Annotated in this window: 10 protein-coding genes; 9 read left to right on the top strand and 1 reads right to left on the bottom strand. The window is 46.9% G+C overall.

Annotated features, from left to right (window positions below):
- Positions 1-75: 75 nt before the first annotated feature.
- The 3 genes from GC096_RS33870 to GC096_RS33860 all read left to right on the top strand — a co-directional run bounded on the left by GC096_RS33870 (position 76) and on the right by GC096_RS33860 (position 12,797).
- Complete coding sequence (locus GC096_RS33870; protein ID WP_171636781.1) at positions 76-8,766, top strand: fibronectin type III domain-containing protein; 8,691 nt, start codon at positions 76-78, stop codon at positions 8,764-8,766.
- A 138-nt stretch (positions 8,767-8,904) separates the two neighbouring features.
- The gene (locus GC096_RS39410) at positions 8,905-9,576 is read left to right on the top strand and encodes a response regulator (protein WP_312886404.1); all 672 of its coding nucleotides are present in this window, start codon (positions 8,905-8,907) and stop codon (positions 9,574-9,576) included.
- On the top strand, positions 9,573-12,797 hold the full coding sequence (locus tag GC096_RS33860; protein WP_171636779.1) for an ATP-binding protein: 3,225 nt from the start codon (positions 9,573-9,575) through the stop codon (positions 12,795-12,797). The genes GC096_RS39410 and GC096_RS33860 overlap by 4 nt, the downstream gene beginning before the upstream one ends.
- Before the next feature lie 368 nt (positions 12,798-13,165).
- Here the strand turns inward: GC096_RS33860 and GC096_RS33855 are convergent, their stop codons facing one another.
- Entirely contained in the window at positions 13,166-14,221 is a 1,056-nt protein-coding gene (locus GC096_RS33855) for an LLM class flavin-dependent oxidoreductase (protein WP_171636777.1), read from the bottom strand.
- Positions 14,222-14,428: 207 nt separating this feature from the next.
- Here GC096_RS33855 and GC096_RS33850 point away from each other — a divergent pair, with 207 nt between their 5' ends.
- The 6 genes from GC096_RS33850 (at position 14,429) to GC096_RS33825 (ending at position 22,074) form a co-directional block, all read left to right on the top strand.
- Positions 14,429-15,349, top strand: coding sequence for an NHL repeat-containing protein (locus GC096_RS33850; protein WP_171636775.1), 921 nt, complete (start codon positions 14,429-14,431; stop codon positions 15,347-15,349).
- Between the two features lie 259 nt (positions 15,350-15,608).
- Positions 15,609-16,631 carry a response regulator transcription factor gene (locus GC096_RS33845; RefSeq protein WP_171636773.1) on the top strand — a complete coding sequence of 341 codons (1,023 nt, stop codon included), beginning with the start codon at positions 15,609-15,611 and terminating at the stop codon, positions 16,629-16,631.
- Entirely contained in the window at positions 16,631-18,436 is a 1,806-nt protein-coding gene (locus GC096_RS33840; protein ID WP_171636771.1) for a cache domain-containing sensor histidine kinase, read from the top strand. Before GC096_RS33845 ends, GC096_RS33840 begins: the two co-directional genes overlap by 1 nt.
- A 95-nt stretch (positions 18,437-18,531) precedes the next feature.
- The gene (locus tag GC096_RS33835) at positions 18,532-19,506 is read left to right on the top strand and encodes an ABC transporter permease (protein ID WP_171636769.1); all 975 of its coding nucleotides are present in this window, start codon (positions 18,532-18,534) and stop codon (positions 19,504-19,506) included.
- A gap of 13 nt (positions 19,507-19,519) precedes the next feature.
- Complete coding sequence (locus GC096_RS33830; RefSeq protein ID WP_171636767.1) at positions 19,520-20,413, top strand: carbohydrate ABC transporter permease; 894 nt, start codon at positions 19,520-19,522, stop codon at positions 20,411-20,413.
- Between the two features lie 14 nt (positions 20,414-20,427).
- Complete coding sequence (locus GC096_RS33825) at positions 20,428-22,074, top strand: ABC transporter substrate-binding protein (RefSeq protein ID WP_171636765.1); 1,647 nt, start codon at positions 20,428-20,430, stop codon at positions 22,072-22,074.
- Positions 22,075-22,146: the final 72 nt, after the last annotated feature.

Raw genomic sequence — 22,146 nt, 5'->3', positions numbered from 1 at the left:
TAATTAGTCTCTACTCCGTGCCTGTATGCAACTTCATAATGAAGGGAGAAGTGATACAAGGTCAGGAGGTTTCAAATGAGAATGCGTAAGTGGTATCGAAATTGGGCGATGGTGCTCAGCTTGTTTGTTCTGCTTCAAACGACTTTGCCTGGCGTGATGCACGCTGAAATGGGGGATGAGGTGCTGCAGGCTGCAACCACATCTACAGATGCAACCCCAACGCCTCTAACTCCCCCAGATGAAGATCTTCTTCCGGTGTGGGCCAAAGCAGAGATAGAGGAGCTTCTTAGTAAAGGCATAGTGGATAAACAATCCGGAAGCAGTGCCTTCGAGTCAAGTACACCGCTAACACGTGCTGATGCAGCTGTCTGGCTTCTGCATGTTGCCGAGTTCAGTGGTTTGGATACTACACAGAAGAACGATAATCCGATTTTCAAGGACATTGAAGATCAAGTACATCGCAAAGAGATTGTCAAAGCAGCCGGATTCGGACTGATCGAGGGGTATGAGGATGGTACATTCCGTCCTAAAGCGTCGATCTCCCGGATTGAAATTGCCGCTATGTTGCAGCGCGTATTAAAGTTAGATGCGACGTATGCATCAGATTTTGCTGATCAGTCAATTATCCCTGCATGGGCTACGCTAGCTGTTGGGGCCATGAGCAAGGCGGCCATTGTTAGAGGATATGAAGATCATACTTTTCGTCCTTACAATCAGGTAACGAGAGCTGAAGCAGCTGTCATGCTGCATCGCGCTTGGAAACTGTTGGAGGTTAAACCTGTTGGTATATTAAAACTTTCGGTAAAAAAACCTGATGGAAAGCTCCTCCAAGGAGCCCTTGTTCAGATTCATGCCAAAGGCAAGCGAGCTCTTCTAGCAGCCGGAACGACGAACACTTCTGGCGTATTCGATGTTAAGCTGCCTTTCGGAGCATACGATATCAACGCGACTAGCGATAGCGGCGAGGTAGCCTATCAAGTTGTGGATCTAAACACACCAAGCCAACTCGTTGATGTGCAAACAGCTCAGGCTGCAAGCCTTTCGGGCAAGGTAGTGGGGAAGAACGCTGAACCTCTACAGGGGGTTATCGTGACTTTCACAACGAACCCTACATTCTTCGCAGTAACGGGAACAGATGGGACTTTCAAAGCTTACGTGCAGCCAAATCGTACATACCAATTATCTTTGCTCACGTTGGAAGATTGGAAATCATACACGGATCAAGCTGGAACAGCGAATTCTCTTCTCACAAATGGCGCACTTCAAGATATCTTGAAGGTCCTTGATCAAGGGAAGGAAGACACCGAGAAACACGAATGTGCTTGCCGTCTCGTCCATGTACAACAAGAGGTAAATGCGCCAGGCGTAGGCCAACTAGCTGAAATTGGCCGGTTATCTGCACTGGACGGAACTGTTAGTCCAGTAGGAGGCTACTCAGGCGGCAGCCCAGGTGGTGGTGGCGTCTCTCAGGGTGGTGGATCAACAGATGTGACAGCACCGGCCATACCAACAGGCTTTCAAGTAGTGCCGAGCGACCAGCAGGCTACGCTAAGTTGGATAGCGAATACGGAATCTGATCTAGCAGGCTATAAGGTTTATGTCTCCTTAGATGCGGGAGTAACGTGGTCACTTGCAGCTAATGCCATTACTACGGCATCCTATGTAGCGACAGGCTTAGTAAATGGTACCGTGTATACTTATGCTGTATCCTCATATGACAAGACTGGAAATGAGTCGGCAAAATCAATGCCACACGCCGTGCAGCCCAGCCTACAGAATCCTTCAAAGCCAGCAGGATTTGTGGGCACGGCTGGCGATAGCGAAGTTTACTTAACCTGGCATCCCAATACCGATTCAGTTACCGTAGGCTATAAGATCGTAATCACATCGGCCGACGATGAAGGAGCATCCTATTACGAAGAGTGGGATGCGACGAACAATACGACGTTAACTTGGGGAGGCTTAACCAATGGTCAGCCCTATCAATTTAAGCTAACTGCTTATAACCGTGACGGCCAAGAATCGGAAGGCACATTTCTTGAACTGACCCCAGGAGGAGCGGAAACGCCTGATACGACGCCTCCTGCTGTACCAGCAGGTTTTGCAGGTGCGACTAGTCAAGATCGGGTGGACTTAGTTTGGCAAACGAATACCGAAGTTGATCTTGCTGGATATAACCTCTACGTTTCAGATGATGATGGGAGTAACTGGATTCATGAAGGTCAAATTTATCCGTATCTGTCTTCGTACACGTTCACGAACTTAAGCTATGGCGTCACGTACAGCTTTGCCATTACTGCTTATGATGTTCACGATAATGAGTCAGAGAAATCCAATATCGTCTCACTCACGCCACAAGAGGAGCCCGATACCGAATTTCCCGCTCCACCTGTGGGGCTCACTGCATCCGTTGGTGATACCAAAATTCAACTGACATGGTCACCGAATGAGGAAGAAGATTTGGCGGGGTATAAGCTTTATGTTTCCGAGGATGGCGCAGCGACTTGGCGTAGCGGTGTCTCAACTGGATATGCAACAACCTATCAAGCGACAGGGTTAACCAACCGTAAAGCATACACGTTTGCTGTAACAGCACTCGACTATGCAGGCAATGAATCGGCCAAATCCGCATTTGTGACGGCCACGCCAATCAGCGCTGATCAGTCAGCACCTGCTGCACCCGTCGGTCTGAATGGTAGCGCTGTCGACGGCAGTACATCACTCATCTGGCATGCGAACAGTGAGAACGATTTAGCGGGCTACAAGATCTATTCATCAACGGACAACGGCGATACTTGGCAGATGAGAGGCGATGCCAAGAAGTTGACTGTCTTTACCGTTACAGGTTTAACGGACGGAACGACTTACAACTTCGCCGTTTCCTCCTATGATAGCAATGGCAATGAATCCGCCAAATCGGCAGCGATCAACCTTACGCCGAATAAGCAAGCCGTTCCTGAGGATCCTGCTTCCGCAGCTCCAGATATTCCGCTGACGAGATTACCTTCTTTCGCTGAGCAAACACAATTTCTGTATACAGGCAACAATGCCGTGCAAGCAGGGGTTATCCCAGGTGCGATTCGTTCCGATGTTTCGGCTGTGTTGCGCGGTAAAGTACTTGATGCGGATGGTCTCCCACTAAGCGGAGTGAAAGTGAGCATCCTGAATCACCCAGAATATGGTCAAACGTTAAGCCGAGTAGATGGCGCCTATGATTTAGTTGTCAACGGAACAGGCTTGCTTACAGTCCAGTTCAGCAAGCCCAGTTATCTGCTAGCCCAACGTCCGGAGCAACTGACATGGGGCACCTATACCAGTTTGGACGATGTGGTGCTGCTTGCCTACGATGACAAAGTGACGGAATTAAACCTTACGAACGCGACTGACACCCAAGTAGCTCGTGGGACTACGGTCCAAGATGAAGATGGCGAGCGAACATCGACAATTGTTGTGCCGAAGGGTACAACAGCCACGATGACACTGCCGGATGGAACGGTTCAACCACTTCCGCAGATCCATTTCCGAGCGACGGAATATACGGTCGGCAACAGAGGACTGGAAGCGATGCCGGGCGTTCTGCCGCAGAATGTCGGCTACACCTATGCGGTCGAGCTGTCAGCGGACGAAGCCGTGGCGGCGGGGGCGACCGAGGTTACTTTTAACCAACCTTTGTATCACTACGTTGATAATTTTCTTGAGTTCCCTGTAGGTACTTCCGTTCCTAATGCGTATTATGATCGCAAGGCGGGGATCTGGGTGCCAGCACAGAACGGTGTTATTATTCAGATTGTTGGAATTGAAGCAGGCAGTGCGCAGGTTGATACGGACGGGGATGGTGCTGCTGATAATGTGACGAAGCTAAGTACCTTCAAGATCACGGCAGAAGAATTGCAGAAGCTAGCCACTTTATACACGGAAGGTCAAAGTTTATGGCGCGTACCCATTCCTCATTTCACACCATGGGATCATAACTGGCCTTATGGACCTCCTGGTGACGCAATCGCTCCGCCGAATCCGATACCTAAGAAATCGTCTCAACCCGATCCAAGAGAAGAGCCCTGCAAGCAACCTGGCTCTATCATCGGTTGTCAGGATCAATCACTTGGAGAGACGATAGCCATACCCGGGACGCCATATACGCTCCGTTACCAAAGTGAACGGACGGAAGGTTATGAGGAGCGTTCAACGATCCAATTCCCAGTGACAGGATCAACACCGATGCCGGCATCCATACAAGGCATTTCGGTCAGCATCCAAGTGGCGGGCAAATCAGTCTATGAGTCGCTGCCATTAACACTCAATCAGTGGTATACGTTCAAATGGGACGGAGTCGATGGATACGGGCGCAAGCTTATCGGAGATCATCCTTATCAAGTAACGGTGAGTTACCGCTATAAAGCTGTTTATTACCCAACAGCTGAAGGCTTTGCAATGAGCTGGGCAAGACTTCCATCTGTTGGAGGGGGTATCGGTTCTCGAAGCAGTTCGGAAATTATGGTCACGAGATCGTATGAAGGGATAATAAGCTCGCCTATAAATCCTTACGAACAGCAAGGTGTTGCTGGCTGGAGTTTGGATACGCATCATATTTTTGATAATACAACGAAGAAACTGCTTAATGGAGATGGGCAAACCGAGAAGAAGGACAGCGGTCAATTCAATCCGCTCTCCCCACAGATGGGGCAGCAACAATACTATGTAGATCAATCTTTGTATGCCATTGTTGGTTCGGATTTTTATTTTTTAGTAAGAAACAATAGTGTACTGAATGAATTGTCGATTGTACGAGTAACACCAGACAATGTATCGCTCAAAGTGGCAACGTTCCCCTCACAGGGCTTTCCCAAAGCTTTTACAGTGAGCCCGGATGGCACCTTATATCTGTCCTATTTGTATGAAGGCATATATAAAAAAGGACCTAACGATTCCGATTGGAAGCGTGTTGTCGGCAAGGGATCTTATGGTTCAGCCGTTATTCCAGACGGAACCAAGGGAACCGAAACTGGAGGCGGGGACTTTAGCGCATTTGCGACGGATAGCGAAGGTAATTTGTATTTTGAAGGCAGCCATCCAAGCAGTACTATCACGACAATTCAATACTATAAGCTCGACGCAAGTGGTTATGTATACCACGCAGGCAGGACGGGATATGGCCCTGACACCGGTCCGGCTACACCAGCGAATATCGGGTACGGAAGGTTGATTTCGAGTCCAAATGGCACGCTCTATGTGCTAGATCACATGTATGACTACTGGGGAGTAAAGAGCCGTATTCGCAAAATAACCAAAGACGGATCGCTGGAGCTGATCGCCGGAGATGCAAGCATGGGCAAGTTCGATCCCGTCATCTCAGATGGCAGGTCCGCAACCGACTCGCGATTCTTAACACGAGAGATATTTGTAGACGGACAGGAAAACATCTACATGCAGGTAGATGGCGTCGGCACGACATTAGGTCCCCTTTTCCAAATAACGCCAGACAAAATTGTTCATCTTGTTGATCAGACGGATGCTATGGCCTTTGTGAAAAGAAATAACCTTTCGCTTACTAACGTGAAGTTAATTGGTGTGGACCAGAAGGGGAATCCGATGTTTAGAACGTATGACCAACGTGGAATCACACCTAACTTCTTCCGAATTGGAGCTGACGTGAATAAGACCAGCATTCCTAACGATGACGGAATAACGTTGACCCAGATTGATACCGTGAACGGTCGTCATACGGAGACTGTTCATGCCTTAACAGGCAAAGTGATGCAAAGCTTCGGCTATGATACAGAGGGGCGATTGATACAGCTAGATGACGGCAGCGGAAATCGGACGACGATCGTGAGGGATGCTTCTGGCAAACCTACTGCAATTGTTGCACCAGGCGGGCAGCGTACGGAACTGACGGTCAATGGGCTAGGTCAACTAATAACTGTAAGTGGAAAGCTGGGCTATCAATATGATATGACGTATACCACGAAAGGATTGCTGACTTCATTTACTGATCCGAACCGGCATAAATCTGACTATCTCTATGATGACAAAGGTTACCTTATTCAGGCGAATACACCTACTGGAGGGGTAAAAACCTTAACACGCACAGAACTAAGCGACGGACTTTCCGTCACATTCACCGATGCTGCGAACCGCCAGACCGTTTATGAGACCCGCAGAGTTGGCAGCCAAACCACTCGTACGATAACCGAGCCTGGCGGTGCCAAGTCTGTTGTGGTTAATAAAGCTGACGGATCCAAGGAAATGACCTATACGGATGGCACGAAGGTCACGCAAAAGCTCGAAAGTGATCCTCGTTACGGCATGGATGCACCCATACTCAATCAGATGAAAATTACCACACCAGATGGGCGCGTTGTAACCTATTCGGAGACGCGAGCTGTGGAGAGAGACAATCAAGGACGTTTTACTTCCTTAACACAAACTTATGTGGTCAATGGTGCGTCGTCTTCCGTGAAATATGATGCGACAGCAAGAACTTATGTGGAGACATCTGCGGAAGGTCTAGTGAAGGTATCTCATTTGAACGACACAGGTACAATTGATCGAGTTGACTATCCGAATCAGTCATTGTTGTCGGTCATTTACACGTATGATGAGCATGGACGCTTTCAGACGATCTCGCAAGGCACCCATTCCATCACGTATGCCTATAATCCTGGCGGAGAGCTGGTTTCGGAGACAGATGAAACAGGCAATCGGAAAGAATATGGGTATAATGAGGCTGGCTTCCTAACGATGATCAAACAACCTAGTGGTAAGACATATTACAAAGATTATGATAAGAATGGTAATCCTGCGCAAACGACGCTGCCTGACGGAACCATTTACAAGCAACAGTATAATAATTTGAATCAATTCAACACGTTTACACCGGAAGGTGGGCAGCCTTGGCTTACACTGACACACGATGCAGCTGGTTTCGTTGACAAGGCGATTCTTGCCAGCGGGCGCGCGCTAGATTATGGATTTGAGTCTGGTGGCAGCAAGCGAATCCAGAGCATGAATGATCCTGATTTGAACCGATCTTTTGTGTACGGAGACGCAACCGACCGCGTCACACAGATGGTCAGCGAGCAGGCAGGGGATCCCGATCTGAGGCAATCTGTCGGCTACACGTATGGTGGGGGTGAGGTTTTGCAAATGGTGCTGCAAGGCGTAGCGAACGCCACCTTCGATTATAGCTTTGATACTGGTGCCAATGTGACGAACATCACGAACATCCGCACTACGGTTACGGAGGAGGTCTACGGACAGCCGAAGACGGTCGTTCAAAATACCCAGATCGGCTGGGATCGCGATGAACAGATGACCAAGTTCGGTCCGTTCCAATTTACTCATGAAACCAGCGGCCTTATAAGTTCAATCACAGACGGCTCATTCCAGATTCTGAATAGCTACGATGACCTAGGAAAACTTGAGCAACGCAGCTATTTATGGAGAGGGCAGCTCCACTCTAGCAGCGAGTTTACGTATGACACACGAGGACTTCTCTCTGATGAAAAGCAAACTTTCACCGGAGGTGCAGCGAATCAAACCCATTATGACTACGATGCGGACGGACAAATGTTGGCTTCACTCAAAACCGGTACAGACGGTACCTATAACGAAGTTTACTCTTACGACATCAGTAAGAATCGTATTAGTAAACAGGTGAATGGCTCGGCATTAGAAATGAGTAGTTATGATACAATTGGGCAGCTCCAGACCGTAGGCTCAGTTGGGTATGCTTTTGATACCGACGGTTTCCTGACGAATCGAGGAGGGGACACCTATCGTTATGGTATACGTGGGGAACTCTTGGAAGCGACTGTCACTGGCAATACGTACCGCTATGCTTATGATGCAATAGGTCGACGGACAGCGCGGGAAGGTGGCGGCGATACGGAGAAATACTTGTATGGCCATCCAGAATTCATCCATATGCTGACGGGTTCCATTGATAAGAATGGTGTATTAACGACTTATTTCTATAACGATGAGGGTTTACTCATCGGCTTGGAACATGACAGTCAGCGCTACTATGTGATGACGGACAATGTAGGCACACCGAGAGAAGTTTTGAATGAGGAAGGTGATTCTGTCAAAAAACTTCATTATAGCTCCTTCGGTGTATTGCTAAGTGACTCTAATCCCGGCTTCGAGCTGAAGATTGGCTTCGCAGGAGGACTCGAGGATCGAGCTGTCGGGCTTGTGCACTTCGGAGCCAGAGATTATGACCCTGTCTCCGCTAGGTGGACAGCACGTGATCCGATTCTGCTGGACAGCGGGGAGTCGAACGTCTACGCCTATGTCAGTAACAACCCGATCGTATTGCGTGATCCTTGTGGTTTATTCTGTATCGGAGCATCCGCATATGCCGGTGTTGGCATTGGCGGCAAGGTATGTGCGACAGAAGATGGCGTATCCGCCTGTGTGGAAGCCGGTGTTGGTGCAGGCGGCGGATTGGAAGTTGATCCGTTCGAGGACCTCTCCAAAGGCGGCTCTTCATTCGAAGCTGCTGCTAAAGCACAATATGGCCCTATCAAGGGTGAGTTAGGGGCCAAATATTTCAAAGCATGGGATCCATGCAAAGAAGGGGAAGGATCCCTCATAGCCAAGCTAGGTGCAGGACCGGTACAGCTCGATTTCACCGATCTTTCTAAGTCAGCCATTAAAGGCAAATTTGATGATTTGCGTAAAAACTTGAAAGATCTATTCAAACCATCCGTTAAGCTTGAAGCTGCGGCCAAAGTAAAGCAATGCTTGCAATATAAATGGTGATCTAAGAAACCGTTAGGGCTGCTGGCCTTGACGGTTTTTTCTCTCCGAACAATTAAACAACCTTTTTATTGAAAAATATGGATTTGTGTGGTTCACTCGATAAGAAAGCAGATTCCAACAAGGCAGGGAGTAGATCCAGTGATATCAGTCGTAATAGCCGATGATCAAACATTAATGCGGGATGGGTTGCAAACCATTCTCAGCCTGCAAGAAGATATCCATGTGGTAGGTATGGCCAAAGATGGCGCAGAAGCGCTTCAACTTGTCAAAACGTTATCCCCGAACGTCGTGCTCATGGATATTCAGATGCCGGTGATGAATGGTATTGCGTGCACCCGGCACATCCGAGCCGAACATCCAGATACATTGGTGCTGATACTTACCACTTTTGCCGATGACGATTATATTATTGAAGCGCTTGCTGGGGGAGCTACAGGCTTCTTGCTCAAGGACATCCCTGGTGAGAAGCTTGCACAATCTATACGCGATGCGGTGTTGGGCCACTTTCTGCTGCCTTCCGTCATTGCAGGCAAATTAGCGGCACGTTTGTCTTCCGCTTCGGCTTCGATTCAAGGCATGAAGCATTCGGTACGTGCGATCGCAGATGGTATCACCTTATCCGACAAGGAACAGGAAGTTGCGCGTTGGATGTTGGAGGGCAAAACGAACCGGGAAATAGCGGCAGGGATGTTCATGAGTGAAGGAACGATCAAGAACTATGTGAGTGCCATCTATGCCAAAATTGGAACGAATGACCGGACTGTGGCCATATTGACTTTACGCCAGTTGCTGGGTGGTGGGGATAGTTGAATAGGCGTTCTCCGAACCGTTTCACAGGTGTCCTCCTATTCTTGTTGTTAAGTATACTTTGCTCGGTTGGCGCCACTTACTTTGTGAATGACGGATTCTCACGCCTGCAGGTACTCCCTCCGAAAGTATTGCCAGGTATGAGCCAATGGCAGGCTCATTTGGGGGAGCTGCCGATTGTGGATAATCAACTACAGGATGCAGAATCCGACTGGAAATCTTATTTACAGCTAGCATCGACCCCAGAAGGACAAACGAATATGGCTGAATTCTGGGTTCGTGTGCGACTTCCAAGTGCCGTTGCGTCGCTGCGCGATGCTCAGTTGAATATTCAAGATACGAAGTCTTTTGAAGCCTTCGTGGATCAACACAAAATTGCCTCCATCAATGCAGATCTCCAGGAGACCAAGACGAAATCCATCTTCATCTGGAAGCAGGTTCCGCTGCCTGATGATGCAACTGGCAAATGGCTGCAAATTCGGATTATCCCCCAAGGAAATTCCTACGGAACTATGGCAATGGGCATGTATCTACCTATGAGAATTGTGGAGGCCCAGGATAACCTAATAGAACTTATACGAATTGATACAATAAAATGGGCACTTATTGCGTGTTTTTTATTTCTAAGCGTGGTCTCCTTGGGTGTTTTCGTCATGCACCGCGATGTGTTGTACGCCTATTTCTCACTGCTTAATTTCACTTGTGGGTTTGCTTGCCTAGCGCTTACCTATACACTGCAGATCTACGGGGACTGGTCACACATCACCTACTATTACAGTGTCTGTATCCCAGTCGGAATGGTCGCTGTTGTCGGTATTTTCGAAAGATTGACAGAAGCTAGCCTTCATAGACGTTTCCGTATAAGCCGTTATCTGCTAACGCTTTTTGCTATGGTTTGTATCCTTATTGCTTATGTACATGAACCGTGGGTTTCCAGATTCAGCCTTATGTACCTTATCGTTCTGGCCATCATTATCCCATTTCTTGCCATTCCTATGATGCGTATTTTCTATAAACAGCGGGATGGGGAAGCCGCGTGGCTAATCATGGGGATAGGTGCGATAACGCTAGGATTGTGTTTGAATTACGCTACGTACATCTTCCCGCTATTCGGTAAATTTGCTTATGAGCATGCTCCTTATTATTATATTTATTGGATTGAAAATATCGGGATTTTCGGCGTATTCATTTTTGTCCTATCCTTAGGCATGGTTTTTATTACAAGATTACGAAGCGTTTTTGTGCAAAATCAAGTTATTTCTGAACGCCTTCAAGTTCAAAATAGCCGGCTTCAAGAACTCGATCGGTTGAAGGACGACTTTCTGGCTAATACGTCCCATGAGCTCCGAACACCGTTGCAGGGCATTATCGGACTGACGGAATCCCTGCTCGATGGTGTTGCGGGTGATCTGCAACCCAAGGTTCAAACAAACCTGGAGCTCGTCGTGTCCAGCGGCAAACGACTGTCGAGACTTATTCATGATTTACTCGACTTGTCCAAACTTAACCATCAGGATATCGCATTAGACTTGGTTTCCCTGCCATTGCCGGACACGGTTTCGCTCGTTCTTGCTGCTTTCGAGCCGCAAGCAGCAACGAAAGGAATTCAGCTCGTGAGAGAATTTCCAGCGGATCTTCCTCTCGTAAGTGCTGACGCGAATCGGTTGCAGCAAATATTGTACAACTTGATCGGAAACGCAGTGAAATTTACAGATACCGGCGAGGTGTCTGTAACCGCGAAACAAGTAGGTGAGTTTGTAGAAGTTTCGATCATAGATACAGGCATTGGTATTCCCAAAGCCAAACTGACTACCGTTCTTGCTCCTTTTGAACAGGCAGAATCTGGCGCAAGAAGGGGAGGGACGGGACTTGGACTGACCATCTCGCATAAATTAATCACCATGCATGGCGGGCAGTTTCACTTGGATGCGGTGGAAGGGAGCGGAACGACAGCCAGCTTTACAATTCCAATTTGGCGGCAAGAATCGGAAATTGCTGTTTCAGAAAGTCGCTTCCTGCTGCCCGTACTCGATTCGTCGCCCGCATGGGAGGTGGCAGCAGCCGCTGCTGTGGAGTGGTCTCCGAATGAGGCAGGGAATTTCCCAGTGCCACTGCTGCGAAACCCGTTGCCTTCCGCTACGGTGCTGCTTGTGGATGACGAGCCTGTTAATCTTCAGGTGTTGGACAATTATTTGAGCGGATCTACTCTACGATTGCTGAAGGCGGCCAATGGGGAAGAGGCGTTGGCGCTTATCGAACAGCAGGTGCCTGATCTCCTGCTGCTGGATGTGCTGCTGCCTGATATGAACGGTTATGACATTTGTCGTAGTCTTCGCGAACGATATGACGAAAGCACCTTGCCGATCATCCTGCTAACGGCCAAAGGACGACTGGTCGATCTACTGGAAGGTTTTGATGCCGGGGCAAATGATTACATCGTCAAACCGTTTACGCGTCATGAGTTGCTGGCTCGTGTTGGGATTCAACTGAAGCTGTCACGCTTCACGTTAGAGTTAGAACGGATGGTTCAGGAGCGTACCTCCGAACTGGAGTTTACGACGAATCGCCTTCGTGAGTCCGTCCGCGAAACGGCTGAGACGCTAAATGAATTGACGCTAATGGAAGAGCGGAACCTGCTCGCCCAAGAAATTCATGATCATGTCGGACACACGCTAACCACCTCCATCGTACAGATGGAGGCTGCCAAAATGCTGCTCGAACGCGGCGATCCCCGCGGCAACGATAAGCTGGCGCTTTCACAGCAGCTGGTCCGTAAAGGGCTGGACGATATTCGTGAGTCTGTCCGTACTTTGAAGCAGCAAGGAGCGGATTTCCAGCTGGAACCTGCGCTTAAGCAGTTGCTAGCACAAACGGAGGACGTGGCTGGGATGAAAGTCGATCATGCCATTTCACCGCTTCCGCCGCTAAGCTCCATGCACAAGAAAGCGATCTACCACGCGCTCAAAGAAGGACTCACCAACGGAATTCGCCACGGCCGCTGTACTAGTTTCCAGTTTAAGCTGAATACTAGTGATGACAAGCTGATCTTCTCGCTATGGAACGACGGAGAGCGCTATGAGGCGACTGCCTTGGGCTTCGGTCTGCAGTCGATGATGGAGCGAATCACGCAATTGGGGGGCAGTCTACGGATATCCGGGGATGAGGAGCAGGGTACAGGCGGGTGTTTGTTAGTCATTGAGTTGCCAGTTGTAGGAGTCAAGTAGAAGGGAAGTGAGATAGTCGAAAAAATCGACTATCTCGAGAGAAAACTGCGCCTGCTGGGGGAGATAGTCGAAAAAATCGACTATCTCAAGAGAAAACAGCGCCTGCGGGGGTGAGATAGTCGAAAAAATCGACTAACTCGGTGGAAAACGGCACCGGCGGGGGGGAGATAGTCGAAAAAATCGACTAACTCGGTGGAAAACGGCGCCTGCGGTGGGAGATAGTCGAAAAAATCGACTATCTCGCAAGAAACTGGCGCCTGCGGGGGCGAGCTAGTCTAAATAATCGAATAGCTCACTAGAAATCGGCATCAAGCAAAAAAAAGGATTCCCCGCCACATACATGGCTTTGGGAATCCTATTTGTTATACTTATACCTCGCGCTCTAGTTCCTTACGAACGATAGGCGCGACTTTCGTGCCCAGCAGCTCAATCGTGCGCAGCAATTCATGATGCGGCAGGGTGCTGACGTCCGCATGCAAGAGGAAGCGCGTTATACCGAGGTTCTTGCGGAGCAATATGATTTTCTCCGCTACATACTCGGGATCGCCGACGTACAGTGCACCGCGAAGGCTTCGTGCGGCATCGAACGTGTCACGCGTGTAGGGCGACCAGCCGCGCTCACGGCCAATCGTGTTCATCATGGCTTCCGTTGCTGGGTAGAACAAGTCGGCCGCTTTCTCACTTGTATCAGAAATGAAGCCATGCGAATGCGTCGCGATTTGCAGATTGCTTACATCGTGACCTGCTTTAGCAGCCGATTCCTTGTACAGGTTGACTAGCGAAGCGAACCTCTCCGGCATGCCGCCAATAATCGCAAAGACGACAGGCAGTCCTAATATGCCAGCGCGAATCGCGGAATCTGGATTACCTCCAGTTCCGATCCATACGGGTAACGGCTCTTGTACAGCTCGCGGGTAAACGCCTAAGTTATTGATACCAGCGCGATGACCGCCTTTCCAGTTTACTTTCTCTGATTCGCGGATTGCGAGCAAAAGCTCCAGTTTTTCCTCAAATAAGCTGTCATAGTGGTTCAAGTCGTATCCAAAAAGCGGGAAAGATTCGATAAAAGATCCGCGGCCCGCCATAATTTCTGCACGTCCGTTGGATAATCCGTCCAAGGTGGAGAACGCCTGATAAACACGAACTGGATCATCCGAAGATAACACGGTTACGGCGCTCGAAAGACGAATTCGTTTGGTTGTTGAAGCAGCTGCCGCCAGAATAACGGCCGGTGCTGAGCTCGCATAATCTGCTCGATGATGTTCACCAATGGCATAAACGTCTAGGCCAACTTGATCGGCCAAATTTATTTCCTCTACCGCTTGACGGAGCCTTTCCGCATGTGTGATGCCATTAGCTCTTGGAGCAGCCTCGAGAAATGTGCTTATTCCTATTTCAAAAGTTGAAGTTGTTTGGTTGGACATATTAAATCGCTCCTTTCAGGTTAACTCTATTATACTATAATATATAATGTAACTCAAGAAAAGTAAGCAAGTTACAAAGCGCTTCAAATTCAATCTTCTCTCATCGCTTTCTTACCGTAAACTCGAAAAAGCTTTACAAAAGACACAAAGTGATGTCTGATTATACTTGTTGTCTATCAAATTCACGTATCGCTCAGGAGGTTAAGTATGCAAACAGGAAATCGCATGTTTCGAACAGAAGTGGTAAATGGGTGGGGACGTCTTCCAGAAGGTCAGACTTTTGGTTATACGCATGGCATTGTTGCCGATTCGGAAGACAATATTTACGTACTTCATACAGGCGTGCCGAATATGTCGGTATTCAGTCGTTCAGGCGAATGGGTCAAATCGTGGACTGTTGAAGGTATAGAGGACAATGCACACGGTTTATACCTCCATAAAGAGCATGACGCTGAATATTTGTACATGACGGATTGTGGACTTGGGACAGTAGTAAAAACAACACTTAACGGTGAAGTCGTACTTCGTTTGACTCCGCCTGATCTAGGTGACGTTTACTCTGATGAAAAAAAATACAAGCCAACTGATCTGGCTGTTGCACCAAATGGCGACATTTATGTGACGGACGGCTACGGTCAGCATTGGATTCATCAGTATAATGCCCAAGGAGACCATATCCACTCTTGGGGTGGAACAGGAAGTGAACCTGGTTTAATGAAATGCCCGCATGGCATTTCCGTTAAACTCACGGGCAGCGAACCTGAGCTCTATGTTGCGGATCGAGGGAATCATCGCATTCAAGTATTCACACTGAGTGGAGATTTCAAGCGTTTTATCGACAACGATATGGATATGCCTTGCTCCTTCTATTTTCATGAGGGTCTCATGTTCTTCCCCGACTTACATAGTAGGGTGACTGTCTTCAACTCGGAGGATGATTCACTTGTCGCTCATCTTGGAGAAGATCAATTAGCCTACAAACAGCAAGGTTGGCCTAATTTACCCAAGGAATATTATCGGGATAACCGCTTTAGTTCACCTCATGGCGTCTGTGTAGATTCACTGGGAGATGTCTATGTGGCCGAGTGGATTATCGATGGTCGTATAACGAAGTTGCGTCGTGTATAACGACATATAACAGAATTTAAGTAAGGCTGCCTGGATTGAGGCAGTCTTTTTTTCTATTTGCAGAACCATCAAATGGTGACGTCAGTCTGTATTTTGCTTACCCAATCGGATAAGTAAAGGTTCAAAGTTTCGATTTTGATGATGCTGTTCATATTTTGATGGGTATTCAGACAATAGGATATCGGAACATAATTAACTAGTGCCCTCTTGTCAGAGGCGATCGAGGGTTTTCATTTATGAAACACGAGGGGGCAATCGAATGGCTAGAATCTGCATTGTTGACGATGAACCAATTATCGGAGTTGGCCTCAAAACGTTGATTGAGGAATATAAACGATTTAATGAAATCGACATATTTACGGATGGCGAGTCCGCCTTGTCGAAAATTATGGCTAACCCTCCTGATGTAGTGTTAACAGATATACGAATGCCTCGGATGGACGGGCTAGAGCTATGCCGACATATACAGCAACTAAAGTTATCAACCAAAGTAGTCGTGCTTTCTGGATATGGAGATTTTGCCTATGCGCAAAAATGCATGTCCTACGGTGTACAAGAATATTTGTTGAAGCCAATTACTGAAATCGAGCTTTTTCCAATATTGGATAAAATGCTTTCCATGCGGGAAGCTGCACTTATTTCCTTTACTCATTTTGAACAATGGATCGATCAATTAGAAGAAGCGATTTGGATGATGGACAAAATAAGGGTCGATGAATTGCTTGATGAGGGCAAACGGGGGTTGTTCGATGTTGATACGGAGCTCCAACAACACTTACGGGTATCCGACGCTGTGAAGTTACTTCACAAGAAACTGAATGCCAGAGGGGCATACAGGGTTGAAGTGAAACCGTTTGTAGAGGAGCATACAGTCATCACGATTACGTACGAAAGGTTTCAGGCGGAAATAAGAAGCTGGATTCAGCGGCTGAGCGAATATCGCAATCATGAGAGAATTGATGTACTAGAGGCAGCGATTCAATATATTGATGAGCATCTATTCGAGGATGAGCTTTCACTGGAGAAAGTTGCAGGGAAGTTAGGACTAACGCCGACCTATTTCAGCCATTATTTTAAGAAACATACGAATGAAACTTTCGTGCAACACCGGATGCGCAAACGAATTGATCGAGCCAAACAACTTCTAGCCGTACCCCATTACAAAATTATCGACATTGTAGCCGAGGTCGGATATGAGAGCTACCCACATTTTACACGCGTATTCAAAAAGGCAACTGGATATTCCCCCACCGAATATCGCGGACTGCTCGGGATCAAGTAATGAATAGCAGACTTGTTCGCAAGGTTTACATCTACTTCGTCATTATTATCACGTTAGCTTTGGTGACGGTGGGGGTTACCGGCTATTGGCGATCGTCCAACGAACTGGAGAACCAGTATGAAGGGCTGTTGACTCAAATCGTTGATAATGTCCTACATGAAACCGATCTATTTCTGAAAAGCTATGAGAGGGCTACACTTTCAATTTTAATCTCACCTGTAGTGAAAGAAGCACTAGATCTTCCCTACCATGCTACTTCAGGGTTTTATTCTTCCGAAATAGCGATGAAGGGAGTATTTCAACCCGTCCTCATTAACAATCCAGAAATCTCGATGACATACATCGTCGGTTATAACGGGTTCCAAGCAACGGATTTCAATGCTCACATTGTTCCTTTTAATTACAAGGGTTTTGATGAATATGTGGAACAGATGAAGGATGACGATACGATTAACGGGAAGCTGACGATCAAAGATTCCGGATTTCTAGACGGTCATCTCACACTCATTCGCAAATTGGCAGATCGAACCTCATCTACCTTATTTAAAGGAATCATGGGTTTTGAGCTCAAAATTGGGGAGTTAAACACGCTCTGGAAGGGTATTAAACTCGGGAACTCGGGGTATTTTTTTATCGTTAACGATCGTGGGAAAATACTGTATCATCCGGATTCGAACCGAATCGGGAAACAGCTCGATGGTATGCATTTCAATACGGTTGAAGCCAAAACAGATCAAGTATTTGAATTGCCCGGGGAACCGGGGCGAGTTTTCTTCAGCAGAAAATCCGACTACTCCGGTTGGACGTTAGTGGCAAGCATGTCCATTTCTGAACAGCGACAGCCCATTTCCGACCTGCGGCAAACGATATTAATTGTAGGTATCATTACTTTGTTTTTGGCCACATTCCTAGCTTATCGATTCGGTCAATCGATTGTTCGTCCTGTTCGACTACTGGAGAATGGCATGCGCCAGACGGCAAAAGGTCTATGGACACGAGTACCTCTCACTGGGAGCTTAGATGAAATGGACCAGCTAATCATCAGCTATAATACGATGGTCTCTCGGCTGGAAGAGTTGGTTGAGCGGGTTTACGAGACCGAACTGCGCAATCAAGACAATATGATGAAACGGCAGCAGGCTGAGTTTCAATCCCTGCAATTACAGATTAACCCGCATTTTTTGTACAACACGTTGGAAATTATTATTTGCTATGCTGTCATCCAAAAATCCAGCGAAATCAAAGACATTGTTCGTTCTCTGTCGTATATGCTGCGATATTCTATCCGTACTGACTTGGAGGAAATTACGGTAGCGAATGAGCTCAAACACATTCTGTACTTCATGTCGATTATGAAATATCGCAATCAGCGCGAATTCGAGATTGATGTTCGGATCTCTACGGATTATTTACTGGACAGCATGGTTCGCTTGACGCTGCAACCCTTGGTCGAAAATGTATTTAAGCATGCGTTCCCCTATGGGATCGAGGATAAGCACACAATCATTATTGACGCTTGGAAGAATGATAGGGATTTTTATGTCATCGTTCAAGATAATGGCTGCGGTATCGAAGCCGAATCCCTACTGCAATTAAACACACGACTCCTGAATAGCCGACAGGAGAAGCTGGTGGATACGCAACCCATATCCGAAGGCAGCATCGGACTGCTCAATGTGCATAACCGAATTCAGATGGTTTTCGGGCAGCAGTATGGACTTTCTGTACAAAGCGAGCAGGGGAGCGGCACGAAAGTTACGATTCACATGCCAACCTCCAGTGCAAAAAAAGTCATAGCAGTGTAAATCAACACAATGCTTGGCGCACCTTGCTTTTTGTATGCTGTATACAGAAGTACATTACACATACCGAGTTATGGTCATCGAATAGGGAGGGATTTATGGACATATCGGCTAGTAAAAGTGACACACGATCTACGGTTGTCTTGAAAAAGGAAAATTACTTGTTTAGGCTTAAAAAAAATGCATCCAACCATTGGCAGCTCTACGTGCTAATGCTGCTGCCGATTATTTATTTGATCATTTTCAAATACGTGCCGATGTATGGTGCTTTGATTGCGTTCAAAAATTATATTCCGACAAAAGGGGTATGGGGCAGTGATTGGGTTGGGCTGAAGCATTTTGATCGTTTTTTTCATTCGTATGAATTTGTGCGGATTATGAAAAACACGGTCGTTCTCAGCCTCTATAGTTTACTTGCAGGGTTTCCGTTCCCCATCATACTCGCGCTTTCCTTGAATTACGTTAATTCTCGTTTCTTTAAAAAATCCGTACAAATGATCACCTATGCGCCGCATTTTATCTCTGTCGTTGTCATGGTAGGTATCATTTTGCAAATGATGGATCCTCGAGTTGGCCTGATCCAGAAGATTATGAAGTATTTCGGACTACCTACCATCAATTTCATGGGTATACCCGAGTGGTTTTCACATGTATTTGTCTGGTCCGGTATTTGGCAAAATGTTGGATTCTCCTGCATCATTTACTTGGCAGCGCTTGCAGCCGTCGATCCTTCGCTCCATGAGGCAGCTGTTGTAGATGGCGCCAATAAAGTACGGCGAATGTGGCACGTCGACTTGCCCGGTATTCTGCCGGTTGCGGTCATTCTGCTCATCATGAACACCGGCCATGTGTTAGACATCGGCTTCGAAAAAGTGTTGCTGTTGCAGAATCCGCTGAATATGAGCTCATCGGAGGTCATCGATACTTTTGTGTACAAAGTCGGTTTGGCATCAACCGCAATCAATTATTCCTATTCATCTGCCATTGGGTTGTTTAAATCGGTCATTAATTTGATCCTGCTCGTTCTCGTTAATCGAATAGCTAGACAATTAGGGCAAACCAGTCTGTGGTAAAGGAGGCGCGTCAATGACGGGAAGCATTAAGGAAAGTGCAGATGACAGACTTTTTACAATTCTGAATTACATCATCCTATTTATTTTTACTATTACGATACTTTATCCGTTGATTTACATTGTCAGTGCTTCCTTCAGCTCATCCACCGCGGTTATTTCCGGCAAAGTCTGGTTGTATCCGATTGAGCCGACGCTAGCGGGTTATGAAGCAGTATTTAAGCATCGCTTGATCATGTCGAGCTTCTTGAATTCCGTATTTTATACCGTGGTGGGAACAACCATCAATGTCCTGTTTACACTCATTGCGGCATATCCGCTTTCGCGAAAAGATTTTATGCCACGTAATGCCGTCATGGCGTTGTTCGTATTCACCATGATGTTTTCAGGGGGATTGATCCCGTCTTATCTGGTTGTGAAAGAGCTTGGTATGATCGACACAAGGTGGTCATTAATTATTCCAGGAGCGCTCGGTGTGATGAATATGATCATTGCCCGCACGTATTTTCAAACGACCATTCCCGAAGAATTGCTTGAAGCCTCTCAAATGGATGGCTGTAGTGATTTTACATTTGTACGAAAGATCGTACTTCCCTTGTCAGGCCCTATCATAGCAGTCATTTCCTTGTTCTATGCTGTAGGGCATTGGAACCAATACTTTAACGCATTGCTCTATTTGAAACATCAAGAGTTGTACCCGATTCAATTGGTGTTAAGGGATATTTTGGTGCAAAACGAGGTCGATGCGTCGATGATAACCGACCTTGCAGATCAGGCTGCAAAAGATGGACTGCGGGAGTTGTTGAAGTTTTCCCTTATCGTCGTGTCTACGCTGCCCGTGCTCATCATCTATCCATTCATACAAAGGCATTTTGTCAAAGGCATGATGATTGGTTCATTAAAAGGCTAAAGGGAGGTTTTTACATGAAAAGAGGGTTAAAAGCTTTAGTAGCAATTACGGCAACGTCATTAGTACTTCTAAGCGCATGTTCGGACAGCGGATCGAAGGAGGCTGCCAAGCAGACGGAAGCCATCGTCGATGATCAAGTAACACCAGCGGGCCAATTCCCGATCACGAAAGAAAAGACAACACTCAAAGTGATGGTCAAAGGCTCCAGCATTGTCGAAAACTTCGCAACAAACGAGTTCACCAAGTGGTTAGAAGAGAAAACGAACATTCATATTGATTGGGAAGTGGCTCCGGAAAAAACATTTGCAGAGAAGCTCAACGTTTCACTCGCAAGTGGTGATTACCCAGACGTGCTGCTTAACATGAGTGTATCGCCGATTCAGCAATCGATTTATGGGAAGGACGGTGTCTTTATTCCGCTGAATCCCTACATCGACAAATATGGTGTTGAAATGAAAAAGATGTTCGAACAAGTTACCTATGTGAAAGATCTGATTACGATGCCTGACGGTAAAATTTATTCGGTTCCACAGGTCAATGATTGTTACCATTGCTCACTTGGTCAGAAAATGTGGATTTATAAACCTTGGCTTGATAAACTTGGATTAAAAATGCCAGAAACGACGGAAGAGTTTTATCAAGTACTCAAAGCTTTTAAAGAAAAAGATCCGAATGGAAACGGTAAAGCAGATGAGATTCCACTTGTTGGTGCAACGAATGGACCATCCTCTACGTTAGATTTATTTCTACCCAGCGCTTTTATCGAGAAGGATTTCAACCTGCGCTTTGTGAAGGATGGCAAGGTCCAAGTTGCCTATAATCAACCGGAATGGAAAGAAGCTTTGAAGTATATGAATAAAATGTTCGCCGAGGGCTTAATTTCCCCGCAAACGTTTACGCAAGATAGAAATCAGCTGAAACAAATGGGGATGAACCCGGAAATTCCAATTCTGGGAGCCATTGCATCACAAAATCAGACGGTATTCGTCGAAGTCGATAACGCGAGATTCAAAGATTACGTCTCCGTTCCTCCGCTCAAAGGGCCGACGGGGATACGTTCTACGGCCTACAATCCTTATGCGGTTTCTGCAGGACAATACGTCATTACGAATAAAGCGAAAAATCCGGCTGCCGCATTCCGTATGGCTGACTTGCTGCTTTCGGAAGAAGCGACACTCCGCAGTACTCAGGGACGTCCTGATCAAGAGTGGGTGCGTCCTGCTCAAGGTGAGCTTGGCGTTAACGGGAAGCAAGCGGTATGGAAACCGATCGTATCGTTTGGCAAGCTGCAAAACATACATTGGGCGCAAGCAGGACCTTCACTGCGTACGAACGAGTTACGCTTGAGCGTGGCGGCGGATCCGAAAAATTCACTTGAACTTATTTTATATAATGAAACGAAGAAATACGAACCTTTTGGAATGAATCCGAGCAAGATTGTACCGCCATTGTTCTTCACCAACGAACAAGCCGAGGAACTTTCTACGCTTGAGAAGACATTGACCGATTACAGAACTGAATTTTTTGCCAAAACAGTTACAGGCTCACTAGACGTTGAGAAAGAGTGGAACAACTACTTAAGCACGTTGGACAAAATGAATATTAAACGCTACTTGGAAATTTACCAACAAGCTTATACCCAATTTAAAGCTAAGAAATAGAAATAGAAATAGAAATAGAAATAGAAATAGATCACATCCAGATCATACAGAATGATGTGGCAAGGGAGAGCG

This window comes from Paenibacillus plantarum (assembly GCF_013141695.1).
GTDB classification, from domain to species: domain Bacteria; phylum Bacillota; class Bacilli; order Paenibacillales; family NBRC-103111; genus Paenibacillus_E; species Paenibacillus_E plantarum.
The sequence above is the reverse complement of the archived record's forward strand: the minus strand, read 5'-3'. Positions and strand labels throughout refer to the sequence as shown.

Coding starts and splice junctions, on each gene's coding strand:
- GC096_RS33850 (WP_171636775.1), top strand. CDS start 14,429: ATGCAAACAGGAAATCGCATGTTTCGAACAGAAGTGGTAAATGGGTGG.
- GC096_RS33825 (WP_171636765.1), top strand. CDS start 20,428: ATGAAAAGAGGGTTAAAAGCTTTAGTAGCAATTACGGCAACGTCATTA.
- GC096_RS33870 (WP_171636781.1), top strand. CDS start 76: ATGAGAATGCGTAAGTGGTATCGAAATTGGGCGATGGTGCTCAGCTTG.
- GC096_RS33835 (WP_171636769.1), top strand. CDS start 18,532: ATGGACATATCGGCTAGTAAAAGTGACACACGATCTACGGTTGTCTTG.
- GC096_RS33855 (WP_171636777.1), bottom strand. CDS start 14,221: ATGTCCAACCAAACAACTTCAACTTTTGAAATAGGAATAAGCACATTT.
- GC096_RS33830 (WP_171636767.1), top strand. CDS start 19,520: ATGACGGGAAGCATTAAGGAAAGTGCAGATGACAGACTTTTTACAATT.
- GC096_RS33840 (WP_171636771.1), top strand. CDS start 16,631: ATGAATAGCAGACTTGTTCGCAAGGTTTACATCTACTTCGTCATTATT.
- GC096_RS33845 (WP_171636773.1), top strand. CDS start 15,609: ATGGCTAGAATCTGCATTGTTGACGATGAACCAATTATCGGAGTTGGC.